Here is a 13,153-nt window from a genome sequence, read left to right as displayed (position 1 = left end):
TGTTGTAAAGAGATTCTCATTCTAACACGGGGTGGATCAAGCATGGGGCGTGATCCGGTGGATAGACGAACTAAGCTAATTCTAAGCGATTTCAATCGTCAGCGGTACAACTTTGTCAATCGAGTGTGACTTTGTATGTAACATCAACAGACGATCGAAACCGAGTGCGACTCCCGTGCTAGCGGGCAGTCCACGCCGCATTGCTTCCACCAACGAGTTGTCGATCGGCAGAGGGGTTTCGCCGCATGCGATGCGGCGTTGGTTGTTGATCAGCGTCCGCTGGAGCAACTCGTCTGCGTCGAGTAATTCGTCATAGCCATTAGCGAGTTCAATGCCCTTGAAAAACATTTCAAAGCGAGCGGCGCAGAGTTCGTCATCCGCCGCTTGGCGTGCCAATGCCGCTTGGGTGAGGGGGTAGTTGCGAACGATCACGGGCACTTCGCGGCCAAGATTGGGTTGAACATGATGAGTAAACAGCACGTCCAGCATCGCATCGCGGTCCTTGGCGATGTCTTTCGCAAGCGATGCGTCGATGTCCGCGGTTTTGGATTGCAGTCGCGGCAACGGTTCGGTGATCGGATCGATTCCGAGGGCTGCCGAAAATGCATCGCGGTAAGTGGTGATGTCGAAGCGAGCCGTTCGCAGCACCTCGCACGCCAACGTTCCGGTGGTGTTGATTCCCGAGTGGATATCGGCACCGACATCATACCATTCCAGCATGCTGAATTCGACGTTGTGCATCGGCCCGCGTTCGCCAGCCCGAAACACCGGTCCAATGCTGTAGATCGACGGTGCTCCGGCGGCCAGCATGCGTTTCATTGCCAACTCGGGCGACGTTTGCAAATAGTAGCACTCGGGAAGATCCGGTTCGGCGAGGGCAAGCTGTTTTGTCGAAACGGTCAACGGGTTGATGTACGGATCGACGATGCAGTCGCGTGACAAACAGGGCGGTTGCACTTCCAAGAAACCACGTTCGTCAAAGAACGTTCGGACTTGCCGAAGTAACAGTGCACGCGCACGGATGTGATCGATGTTGCAGCGAGAGTGGTGTGACATTAATTGCCATCGGGGCGAAAAATCTTTTGCAAGATCGCCACGTCGACCCATTGGTCGTTCATGCGGCCGATCTCTTTTTGAATGCCGACCATCTCGTAGCCGTGACGGTAATGAAACGCAAGACTGCGTTGATTGTCGGCAATGATGCGAGCGACTGCATGATGCAGATTGCATTGGACACAGTGTTGGTCCACTCTCTGCTGCAATTGGTTGCCGATTTGGCGACCTTGGCCATCGGGGGCAATGTAGATTGCGGTTTCGCAACAAAATCGGTAGCCAAATCGATCGCTGTAACGCCGCGCCGATGCCCATCCGAGTAACGATTCGCCTGATTCGGCAACATACCAACCATCCGGTTTGGGTTGCTTGATTCGCTGGCCCACCATTTCGCTCGACAGATGGACCGTGTCAAACGTGGCGCCGCCCACATCCACATAGTGGTTGTAGATCTCAGCAACGCGAGCGGCATCGTTCTCGGTTGCGTGGCGAATACGAATGCGGAGGTCGGAAAGTGACATTGCACTGGCTATCGAAAAAAATGGCTCAATAAATCTTAGAGTTGCGATTGTTCGCGAAGCCAACGCACGGCATCACGGACCGCTGGCAAGTGTTGTTCATCCATCGCGCCATCGTGATCGAGCCCGTCGAGTTTGACAAGCGTTTGAGGGCCGGCGTAGGCATCGCGAATGCGTTGCTGCAGCGCGGGAGGAACAAGCGAATCGTTTTGGCATTGCAAAAAGATTGCCGGCACATTGACGCTCGAGGCGGTGTAGATCGCGTTCATGGCCGGCGCCAATTGGTCGGCTACCGGATGGATCAACCGGCCCAGCGGATAACGTTTCGCCACATGTTTCACCACCAAATCCACCGGCGGAGGATTTCGCAATAGCAGACCTCGAATCGGAGACGAGCTTTGTTGCGCGATCGCGGCGACATGCAGCGCCGTGGCGCAGCCGAGACTGTTACCACATAACCATACCGCGGGGGTCGTCGTGTAGCGTTGTGCGTAGCGATCGATCGAGGCTTCGAAGAAGTCGATAGCGGCTTCGGCAATGCGGCGAAGCGTCGGACGGCCAGCACTGTTGCCGTACCCCGGCGGGTTCCAGGTCCAAGTATGGATGCGAACATCCCGCATCATTTCCGTCGGAAACGGCGTCGAACGCTCGGCTCGTCCTGCCGTTCCAGGGAATTTCAGCAGCAACAGATCCGGTGGATCACTCGCATTTGCCGGAGTGTCCCCAAATCCGGGGTCGGGATAATTTGCGTAACCAAATGTCTCCAGCGGCCCAAAACGCGACGGCAGCTGCAATCGATGCTGCATGCCATGGTCCACGCAGTCACGCGTGGGCCGGAGCACCAGTTTGTCGAGCAAAAAGCTACGGAAGTGATTGATAGGCCGTTGCAGCATTTTGTTTAATGGACACGTTGACCGGGTTGAGCGCCTTCGTCCACGCCGAGGACAAACACTTCGGCGCCACCAGGGCCTGATGCCGTTACCATCCCTTCGCTCAATCCAAAACGCATTTTGCGTGGTTGAAGATTGGCGACCATCACGACCAAACGGCCGATCAACGCTTCGGGTTCGTAAGCAGCTTTGATTCCGGCGAAGACTTGACGTCGCTCGTCACCGCCGAGGCTGAGCGTCAACTTCAGCAACTTGTTGGCTTCCGGCACATGCTCGGCATTGACCACGCGAGCGACTCGCAAATCGACTTTGGCGAAATCATCGATCGTGATCTCATCGGCCAACGGTTCGTCTTTGAGTGGTTGGTCGCTGTCGTTGAACGTCGGCAAGTTGTCTTGCTTGGTTTCTTCGGCTGCCAATTCTTTGCTTTCGTCGATCATCTTCTTCAAATCCTCGGGTTGAACTCGGTCCATCATTCGTTGGAACTTGGCAACAGCGGTTCCGGTAAGGGGTGTTTTACTTTGCTCCCACGATGTGATTTCTTCGCCTAACAGATCACCACACTGCTGAGCCAATTCCGGCAATACCGGCGTGAGATAAATCGTCAATTGTCGGAACAGGTTAAGTGCGACCGTACAAACGTCGCGTAGCTCGTCCTGACGATCCGCATCCTTTTTCATTTCCCACGGCTTTGCGTGCTCGACAAACGGGTTGGCGGCGTCGGCCAGTTCCATGATCCGCCGCATGGCACGAGAGTAATCACAGGATTCGTACGCGGCAGCAATTTCGTCGCCCGCATCGGCGGCGGCCTGGAATAAGCCCCCATCGTCGGGGTAGGTTGCCGACAGCCCCGTTGAGCTCGCGAACTTGCCAACGCGGCTGGCAAGGTTGACCACTTTGCCAACCAAGTCGCTGTTGATCTTGTCCGTAAACTCATCGATCCCAAGGTCGATGTCTTCCACGCGAGCGGTCAATTTGGTGGCGTAAAAGTAACGCAGATACGCAGGTTTTGTGTGTTTTAAATAGGTTTCGGCGGACACCAACGTGCCAGTCGACTTGCTCATTTTTTCGCCGGTCACGGTCAAAAAACCGTGGATACGAACTTTGGTCGGCAAACTGTAGCCGGCCGTTTTCAGCATCCCGGGCCAGAATAGCGTATGGAAATAGGTGATGTCCTTGCCGATGAAGTGATGGATTTCGCAATCGTCCGATTTCCACCAATCCTCGAGCTTTTCGCCGTTGGCATCACACCACTGTTTTGTGCTGGCGATATAGCCGATCGGTGCATCGAACCAGACGTACCAATAATTGCCGGGCGAATCGGGGATTTCGAAACCAAAATAGGGCCCTGGGCGGCTGATGTCCCAGTCGCGAAGTTCGTTAGCTAAGAAATGGCCTTTCAAATAGTTGGCCGTTTCGCTCTGCAGGGCATCGCTGCTGTCGATCCACGTCGCCAAAAACTCGTGCAGCTTGTCGAGTTCGACAAACAAATGGAGAGCTTTGCGAAGTTCGGGCGTCGCGCCGCTAAGCGTGCTCTTGGGGTCGATCAAATCGGTGGGACTGTACGTATGTCCGCATACGCAATTGTCGCCTGGTTGGTCTTTCTTGCCACATTTGGGACAGGTACCGCGGACAAACCGATCGGCTAGGAACGTTTGGGCTTCGGGATCGTAAAGCTGCTCGATTTCGCGTTCGGCAATCAAGTCGTTCGCTCGCAGCGATTTCCAGAACTCGCCACACAATTCGCGATTGGCGTCGCTGTGGGTGCTGCCGTAGTGGTCGAACTCGATGCCAAATCCGCTGAAATCGCGTTGATGCGACTCGCTCATTGCCGCGATCAATTCCTCTTCGCTGCGGCCTTCTTTGCGGGCTCGAATCATGATGGCGGTGCCGTGGGTGTCGTCGGCACAGACGTAGATACAGCGGTTGCCTCTCAATTTTTGGAATCGGACCCAAATGTCCGTTTGGATGTATTCGACCAGGTGCCCGATGTGGATCGGACCGTTGGCGTAGGGCAGGGCGCTAGTGACAAGGATTCGGCGAGTCATCGAAATTGATTTGGGAACGTTGGGAAGGGAAGCTGCCAGGAATCGGACAATCGATTTTTATCGGCAAAGCATCAAACGGAGGATGCCGCGAGCGTCTTGGGCGGATTGTAGCTTTGAAACTCGTTTTCGACGACGCGGGGCGACGATCTGTACACGTTTTTGCCGAGTCAGCGGAATGAACAAATTGTAAAAAAATGGGTGTGAAACTCAAAAAAAACTAAAGTTCCACGAGGATCGCGGCCATTGATCTTGCCGTGACCGGGTGAATTCATGCAGTATTGCGATCCTCAGGCGACCAAAATCCAGCAGGGACGTTGGAAAATTAATGCGGTCGTCTCCTGTTCGGCAGGCCAATGACGGCTCGCCCGAAATGACCACTACCGTCCATGGAGGGACGAGCGTGATGAAGACAATGTTCGCGATCGCGATTGCATTTGTAGCGGCAACAAATTGCTTTCAAGGTGTCACGGCTCAGGCTGCGGGTGCCATTCTGATCGACTTTTCTTCCTCGCACTGTCCTCCCTGTCGGGCGATGCAGCCCGTTCTTGCTCAACTCGAACAGTCCGGCGTCCCCGTGCGGCACGTCGATGTTCAAGCTGAACCCGATCTGACCCGCCGCTACGGAATTCGTCAAACCCCCACTTTCGTCGTCGTCGCCAGTGGAAAAGAAGTCACTCGATTGGTCGGCACGCAGTCGCTTGCCGATTTGCAAAATGCACTGGCGATCAATCCCCGCGGTCCATTGGTGCAAACCGGATCGATGACCCGGACGGGCGACCCGTTCCCGGCTCCCCAAACTCGCTTGGCTCCGGTGGGCCGTTTGCCAGTCGGCCCAGCTCATAACCAGTCTGCTCAAAATCAGACAGCTCAAAACCAGACATCCCAAAACCAGGGCTTCCAAGGCCAAACATTGACGGCAGCATCCAATCGCGATGCCACTCGGGCGATCGAGCCGATGCCAAGTCTGAGCAAAGCCGATGCGGTGGAACGAGCTCGCGCTGCCACCGTTCGCCTGCGTGTTCATGACGGAAAAGGCTACGGCGCCGGCACCGGCACCATCATTGATATTCAAGGCGAAGAAGGGCTCGTTTTGACTTGCGGGCACCTGTTCCGCGAGACCAAAGGCGAGGGAAAAATCGAAGTCGATTTGTTTGTCGGAGGCCAAGTGCATACGGTTCTCGGGCAATTGCTCGACTACGACGCCGATGATCGTGACATCGCCTTGGTCGTGATTCGTCCCGGATTCGCGATTGATCCCGTTGAAGTAATTTCGTCGGTCGATCAAGTTCGCACCGGTCAGCCGGCGTTCAGCTACGGTTGCGATCGTGGTGACGACCCGAGCCGACGGGACACTCGCGTCACCGGAGTCAATAAATACAATCAACATATCAACGCCTCGAATCTCGAGATCGAAGGGGCTCCGATTGATGGACGAAGCGGCGGAGGATTGTTCGACGACGCAGGCCGTTTGATCGGAGTATGCAACGCAGCGGACTACAAAGATGACGTCGGTATCTATGCCGGTCCGGGTGCCGTGCACTGGCAATTGGACCGAGTGAACTTGACCAGCTTGTATCAAAACAACGGAGCCACAGCGGCTCCCGAGCGAATGGCGAGTCTGAATCAAGATGCGGTCACACCCGTGGGGCTTCCTCAATCCGCTCTGCAGCCATCGGCCATCGCGGCCCCGGCCGACTTTGCCCCCGCAGGCGTCTCGCAGGCGAGCAACCAAGAGGTGATCGTGATCATCCGCGATCGAAACAGCCCACAAAGCTCACCGCAAGTAATGACGGTCAGTGAGCCGACTCAGGACTTTCTGCGAATGGTCCAGCAACAGTCGCGCTAGAGCATCGACCAAACTTTAAGTGGCGTAGTCGGTAGTGGACGAGGCAACGAGTCCCGTGCCGCAGGACTCGTTGCCTCGTCCACCACGACAGTGAGTTTTTTGCCGATACTAAGACACTCGTAGGCTATCGCAGCTCTGTTTTTGCGTAGAGCCGGTTTCTACTGGACATGCGTCTTTAAGCGAACCGGCCGGTGCGAACCAGCCCTACTTCGATCGCCTACCCGCCATTCAAGTTGCGGCGGAATACGATGCAGGTCGTTGGCAACGCTAGCAGACAAGCCGTTGCAGCTGTTTGGCGATTTGGTCCAGCGGCAGGACCGAGTTGATGATCTTGTGTTCAATCGCGACTTTTGCCATTCCAAACACAACGCTTGTCGCTTCGTCCTGGGCAATCGTGGTGCCGCCAGCCGCGTGGATGCGCTGCAGTCCGTCGACACCATCGCGGCCCATCCCGGTCATGATCACGCCCGCACAGGCTTTGCCGAATTGTTCGGCGACGCTGGCAAACAGATGCGTTCCGGCGGGTTGAAATCCATCGATCGGCGGATCGTCGGACAGCCGAATTCGCGAACCTCGCCCCACACCGAGATGGCTGCCGGCTGCGGCAACGTACACACAACTATGCTCGATTCGTTCGTGATCACAGGCCAGCCGAACGGGCAGGGGCACCACGCTATCGAGCCAGCTGGCGAAGCCGGCAACAAAACTAGGGACCATGTGTTGCACCAGTAGGATCGGAGCCGGGAAATCGGCCGGCAGCGCGCCCAGCACTTTGGCCAATGCCGGAGGCCCACCGGTTGATGACAGGATCGAGATCGCTTGGATCTTGGCGCGTGTTTGGGGGGCGGACACCTCGCGAACGATATTCGGTTCACCGTTGGTTTTCAGCCGTCGTCGACGCCGAATCACCAACACGCCCGCCATCGCTTTGACGGTGGTGACAATCTCTTTCGCCAACACAGCATATTTGGGCGAATGAGGCCCTGGGGGTTTTAGAAGAATCGCAAGTGCACCGGCACCGAGCGCTTCCATCGAAGCTTCGATCTCTCGAACGCGCGTACTCGCCGAGACGATGACGATCGGTGTGGGCGCTTCGATCATGATCTCGCGTGTCGCTTCCAATCCATTCATCCCGGGCATGTTGATGTCCATTGTGATCACATCGGGATGCAGTTCTTTGGCTTTTTCGACCGCTTCGTGTCCGTCTTTGGCAAAACCGATCACACGAAAACCCGCTTCTTCACACAGGATCGCCCGCAACACTTCACGCGAGGTAGCGGAATCGTCGACAATCAATACCGTGTGCATCTTTGTCTCCTTAAACCAACTGGGCTAACGTGTCGAGAAGGTTGGCTTGGTCAAAGCTGCCTTTCACGATGTATCCATTTGCGCCCGATTGGACCCCGCGTTCTTTGTCGTTGTCAGACCCACGCGCAGTGACCAAGACAATGGGGATCTCGGCGGTCGGTGTATTGTTTCGCAATTTTAACGTCAATTCAAATCCATCAACTCGCGGCATGTCGACATCGCTGACGACCGCGTCAAAATGATGTTCTTGAGCCGCCGTCCATGCTTGCTCGCCATCGGCAGTGGCGACGACATCGTAGCCCGCGGTTTCAAGAATGTTCTTCAGAAGTTCTCGCGTGGTTACTGAGTCATCGGCTAACAATAATTGTTTGCGAGCGGCTGATTCTTGTTTTTTGGGCGTTGAATGCGAATACGTCGGAGCAATGCCAAGAGCGGTGCGAACAACGTTGGATGCATTCATCACCATCGCGATCCGTCCGGTGGGCAGCAGTGTGCAGCCGGAAAAGTGACGTAGACGTCGAATTCGGCTGCCAAGGTTCTTGACCAAAACCTCTTGCTCGGCCAATACATCATCTACCGTGACGGCGACCCGCTGCTCACCCGCTGCTAAGATGACCGCTAACCCTTTCGACAATTTTCCCGCGATCAGTCCCTTGGATTTTAAGCCAAGGGTCGCCGCCAGCGATACAATCGGCGTCGGAGATTCGCTGAGCAATAACGTGTCGCGTCCCAGCGACGTGCGGACTTCGTTGATGCCGAAACGCACCAATCGCCGGACCGCTGTCGTCGGAATTGCATAGACTTCGTCGTTCACTCGCACCAGCAGCGAGCGGATCGTTGTCAATGTCAACGGGACCAACAACGTGAACCGCGTCCACTGGCCCACGCGAAAGGTAACATCCACCGCACCATGTAATGATTCCACACGGCTTTGCACCACATCCAAACCGACGCCGCGGCCAGAGATGTCGGTGATCATCTTTGCAGTGGAAAACCCAGGTGCAAATACCAATCGTGCTTGTTCGCGGCGGTCCTCCGGGACTTCCAAACCTCGCTTTTTGGCGATCCCACAGATGCGATCCAAGTCGAATCCCGCACCGTCATCTTGGACCACCACCTCGACTTGTCCGCCACGCAGCGAGGCGCTGACGGTAACCGAAGCGGTTTCGGATTTTCCAGCGGCAACACGCTCCGCGGTTTTTTCGACACCATGATCCACCGCGTTGCGGACCAGGTGCAATAGCGGATCCTTGAGTCCCTCCAACACGGAACGGTCTACTTCCACATCGCCTCCCACGATTTTGAAGTTGACCTTTTTGTTGCTGGCGGTCGCGATGTCGCGAACCGCACGTCCGAGTCCGCCGCAGGCATCAGTAAACGGCAGCATTCGCACATGATACACCTCGTCATCGAGTTGGCTGCAGGTTTGTCCGAGCAGGCGGTTGTCGGCTTCGATGAGCGTCGACAATGCTTCGATCTTTTTGGTCAACAGCGTGAAGGATTTTGATGTTTCTTCGATCCATGACTCGGCGATTCCAGAGACCGACGGCGGCGGAGGCGTCGCGCGGCTTGGCGTCGTTTGACGTAGGGTGCGTTGGGAATGGAGCCAACGTGATTTGAGTTCGGTGGCGAGATCACGCAGATCGTTGGCGTCTTTTTCTCGCAGCGAAAATCGCCCTCGGACCACCAGCAGTTCTCCGCTGTAGGCGAGTAAAGCGTCCAGTTTTTGGGCGGGGACGCGTATCGAAGCCGCCTGGTCTGCCGCGGCAACGCGTTTGCCAGACTCGCCAGGTTTCGGGGGCTCAGTGGATTTTGCCGATTCGCTGGACTTGGAAGGATCGCTGGATTTCGGGGGATCGCTGGGTTTTCCGGAGCTGCGGATCTTGCCGTCGTCGCTGGACTTGGTAGGCGGGGTCGATGTGGTGTCAGGGGGCGATGTGGTGTCGCGAGTCGATGTGGTTTCGCGGGTCGGATGGTGTTTCGCCGGATCGAGTCGGCCGAGCTTGTCGCTCATTTTCTGGATCGAAGCCGTTTGCAAATCGCGGCCATCGCGAAGTCGTCGCCCCGTTTCAGCAAACGAGTTTGCCGTTTCCAGGATCCGTGAAACCAGCTCCGCAGTCACGTCCTGGTGCTCGTTTTGTATCCTCGTGAGCAGTTGTTCGAGATGGTCACACACCTCACAAACCACCGCGAGACTGCTTGTTGCGTCCGAGTCGTTTGCGGCCGACGTTTTCAGGCAGCTCGTCGCATGCAGCAGCGAGGTCAAGGCGTTTTGTTTTTCGGCATCGCTTTTTGCTGCTTCCAATCCCAACGCATTGGACGAGATCGTCGCAACATGGTCGTCCAAGTCATTCAGGAACGCGGCGACACGATCGTCCCCAGGCATCGCACTGGAAACCGCAGTCGCACTGGACGCTGTGGCTTCCGCAGGCTCCTCTGCTGTGGCCAGCGACGACTCGTTTGACGTCGATTCGCTGGAGGTCAATTCGTCTGCGACTTGCTTCAGTTCGGGCAACATCTGCACCAGCGACGAATCGTCGAGAGATTCTTCGGCGCGAAGTCGCACGGAGATATCTTCGATTCCGTCGATGACTTTTAGCATCAACGAGATCATCGCAGGAGGCGCCGAGCGACGCTGGTCGCGAAAGTAACCAAAAATATCTTCGAGATGATGGCACGCCGTCTGGATCGGCTGCACATTGACTGCGGCAGAGGCGCCTTTGAGCGTATGGGCTGCGCGAAAGATCACTTTCCAAATTTCATCAAGCTGTTCCGGAGTTTGTTCCTTCTCCACCGCCAAGAGTTCACGACCGAGCGTTTCAATATGTTCGCTCAATTCCTGCAGGAACGTCTCCATCAGTAATTGTGCAAATTCTTGTTCGTCCATTGTTTTTGGGTCCTGTACGTAGGGCAAACTTCCTGTTCGCCAAGCAGTCTGAACATCAAAATGGGGTGAAGACGCGATGGGCGACGATTAAATCTCCGTCAGCGAAGCGAGTTCGTTACTAAGTCCATTCAAATTTCGGGCGGATTCTTCGATCTGTTGTACGGCACTGAGGCTCTGTTTGGTGACGGTGTCGATGTCGCGGATCCCTTCGTTGAGTTGCCGTACCCCGGCCGCTTGCTGGTTTGCGGAGGCCGAGATTTGCGTCGCCATTTGAGTGGAATCGGCAAGGGTTTGGGCAAGAGTTTTGATCACCTCGCCGGCTCGCGATGTGACGTCGCTGGCTTGGCTGACAGTGTGCGTGCCATGTTCGGTCGACAGCACGGCGGCATTGGTTGCCGCTTGGATCTCGCTCAAAATCGAGCGTATTTGTGCGGTGGCACGTTTGGATTGTTCTGCCAACGATTTGACTTCGGCCGCGACGACGGCGAAGCCTTTTCCATGTTCGCCGGCACGCGAGGCTTCGACGGCAGCGTTCAGTGCGAGCACATTGGTTTGTTCGGCGATGTCGTTCACGGTGGCGATGATTTCGCCGATCGCTTGGGCACGTTCCGCGAGTGACAGCATGTTTTCAGCGATCGACTCGACTTGTCGTTTAACCTCTTCCATGGCGGTGACGGAACCTTCGATCGCCATTCGTCCTTCGTTGCCCACTTCATCGGTGTGGCGAGCGGCCTGCGCGACTTCGTCAGCACGTTGGGCGGCTTGGGCCGCTGTTTGGGCAATCTCTTCGGCGGTGGCGACCACTTCGGAAACCGTCGCGGCCTGTTCCTGTGCCCCGGCAGCTTGTTGGCTGGTCGTGGCCAAGATTTCTTGAGTCGCGGTGGCAAGCCGCTGCACCGCATCTCGAATGGCATTAAACAGCTTCCCGCGTTCCAGTTCGTTGCGTTTGCGTTCTGCGATGTCTTGCAGCGTTGCGATAATAATTTCATCGCCCGCGTAGTTCATCGCCACGACTCGCATCAATAATGGGATTTCGGATCCGTCGCGATGTCGTCCTGTCACTTCGGAACCGGCCCCTAGTCTGCGTACTTCGCCCGGCGCAAGATGATGCGATGGTTGATGCGATGCATCGTTACACAGCGCGCGTGACAAAAGAGAGGCGTTTTGCCCGACGAGCTGGTCCTCGCTGTAACCAAACATCTCTCGCGTGGCGCTGTTGCACGACAAAATCGTGCCTTCGCCGTTGAGCGAGATGATAGCGTCGGCGGTCGAGTCGATGGTCGCTTGCGTTCTCGATTTTTGGTCTTTGGCTTCGGCAATATGGCTGCGTAGTGCTTGGGTCATTTCGCGAAAAGAGGTGTTCAGTTGGATCACCTCGCCCGCCCCATGGATCTGTGGCATGGGTTTGTCGATTTGACCGCCCGCGATCTCATCGGCGGTACGACTGAGCGTGGCCAGCGGGGCTGCTAAACGTCCAGCGAAAAAGTAGCTTGCCGTCAAGACACCGAGCATGATCAAGGTTCCTGTTAATAAGAACCGATTCCGTAAATCCGTGACGCTTTGCAGCGCCGACTCGCCATATTCGCTGGTAGTGACCCCCCAGAATCGAGTGCGATCGCTGGGGTCGTAGAAGACTCGGGTAAAGGTGCCGAGCATCGATTTGCCATCGGGACGATCCGCTCCCTGAACATAAATCGCTTTGGCGTTTTTGCCATAATGCGTGCCTTCCAGGTCGTTTCTCAGTAAACGTTCGGCACGCACCGGACGCAGTACATCAAACCGATCGTTGCTCATCGCAGTCGCATCGCTATTGCTACTGCAATACAGGAACTGCATCGTGTTATCGACAATTTCGATGACTTGTTCTTGACTCGCGCGATCGCCTGCAAGCGTCTGCACTGCGTTATTGAACAAGATGTCGCCTGCGAGGGTGATCACAAAAATGCCACGGAACTCGGCGAGCGTTTCTTCGCTCGACTTGCTGAACACCGGGGTGCAGACATGGACGGTCGCGTTGCCTCGGGGGTTCAATTGCAGCGGCGAAACATAGGTGTTGCCACTGCTGAGTTCGCGTGTTTTTAAAAAGTAAGGTGCTTGAGCGATATTAGGGATTTGTTCGGTTTCCAATTCGTAGTCGCCCCGTCGCGATACCACACGCATCACGCCACGGCCCTCGGCGTCGTAAAACGCCGATTCAATCCGCTCGCCATAAGCACGCATTTCGGTGGTGATGATTTGTGCGAGTCGTTCCATCCAAATTTGAACATTCGATCCCGTTTGCACCGGATCTTGGCCTGGGTTTTGTTCGTTGTCCCAGCAGCGGATGATGCCAGGGATCGGCGGATAACTTGGGATCGCGAGGGTATCCGCACGCGAACGCGCCAACGTGCTCTCCAGGTTGCTGGCGATCTCGTTGGTTTGCGCGACCATCTTTTCGAGTGTCATTTCGGTGACAATCTCGCGACTCTTTTGGAACGCCAATGTTCCCAGCGCTAAAAGCGAAATGAGAATCGCAATCCCCAGCAAGACGGAGATCTGCCACCGCAGCGAAAGTTTGCGAATGTGTTCTACCAATGTCATGCCGATGCCTCTAAGGTTGCCGA

Annotated in this window: 8 protein-coding genes; 1 reads left to right on the top strand and 7 read right to left on the bottom strand. The window is 55.9% G+C overall.

What is annotated here, in order from left to right; translation table 11 throughout:
• Positions 1-81: 81 nt before the first annotated feature.
• The 4 genes from epmA to metG are packed head-to-tail and all read right to left on the bottom strand — an operon-like array spanning position 82 to position 4,509.
• Positions 82-1,056 (bottom strand): EF-P lysine aminoacylase EpmA, encoded by a 975-nt coding sequence (gene epmA / locus ABD971_RS19180; RefSeq protein WP_339938244.1) that lies wholly within the window; start codon positions 1,054-1,056, stop codon positions 82-84.
• Positions 1,056-1,574: a GNAT family N-acetyltransferase gene (locus ABD971_RS19175; RefSeq protein ID WP_339938246.1), complete on the bottom strand. Its 519-nt coding sequence runs from the start codon at positions 1,572-1,574 to the stop codon at positions 1,056-1,058. Before ABD971_RS19175 ends, epmA begins: the two co-directional genes overlap by 1 nt.
• Positions 1,575-1,609: 35 nt before the next feature.
• Positions 1,610-2,464, bottom strand: coding sequence for an alpha/beta hydrolase (locus tag ABD971_RS19170; protein WP_345324677.1), 855 nt, complete (start codon positions 2,462-2,464; stop codon positions 1,610-1,612).
• Positions 2,465-2,469: 5 nt separating this feature from the next.
• A complete protein-coding gene (gene metG, locus ABD971_RS19165) occupies positions 2,470-4,509 on the bottom strand; it encodes a methionine--tRNA ligase (RefSeq protein ID WP_339938251.1) in 2,040 nt (679 codons plus the stop codon).
• Positions 4,510-4,912: 403 nt separating this feature from the next.
• Between metG and ABD971_RS19160 the strand changes: the two genes are divergently transcribed.
• Positions 4,913-6,355 carry a trypsin-like peptidase domain-containing protein gene (locus tag ABD971_RS19160; RefSeq protein ID WP_345324674.1) on the top strand — a complete coding sequence of 481 codons (1,443 nt, stop codon included), beginning with the start codon at positions 4,913-4,915 and terminating at the stop codon, positions 6,353-6,355.
• 267 nt (positions 6,356-6,622) lie between these two features.
• On the opposite strand, the gene cheB is transcribed toward ABD971_RS19160, so the two are convergent.
• The 3 genes from cheB to ABD971_RS19145 all read right to left on the bottom strand — a co-directional run bounded on the left by cheB (position 6,623) and on the right by ABD971_RS19145 (position 13,130).
• Positions 6,623-7,663: a chemotaxis-specific protein-glutamate methyltransferase CheB gene (cheB, locus tag ABD971_RS19155; RefSeq protein WP_339938255.1), complete on the bottom strand. Its 1,041-nt coding sequence runs from the start codon at positions 7,661-7,663 to the stop codon at positions 6,623-6,625.
• Between the two features lie 10 nt (positions 7,664-7,673).
• On the bottom strand, positions 7,674-10,550 hold the full coding sequence (locus tag ABD971_RS19150) for a hybrid sensor histidine kinase/response regulator (RefSeq protein ID WP_345324671.1): 2,877 nt from the start codon (positions 10,548-10,550) through the stop codon (positions 7,674-7,676).
• Between the two features lie 87 nt (positions 10,551-10,637).
• Positions 10,638-13,130: a methyl-accepting chemotaxis protein gene (locus tag ABD971_RS19145; RefSeq protein WP_345324669.1), complete on the bottom strand. Its 2,493-nt coding sequence runs from the start codon at positions 13,128-13,130 to the stop codon at positions 10,638-10,640.
• Positions 13,131-13,153: the final 23 nt, after the last annotated feature.

Source organism: Novipirellula rosea, from assembly GCF_039541335.1.
Classification (GTDB): Bacteria; Planctomycetota; Planctomycetia; order Pirellulales; family Pirellulaceae; genus Novipirellula; species Novipirellula rosea.
The sequence above is the reverse complement of the archived record's forward strand: the minus strand, read 5'-3'. Positions and strand labels throughout refer to the sequence as shown.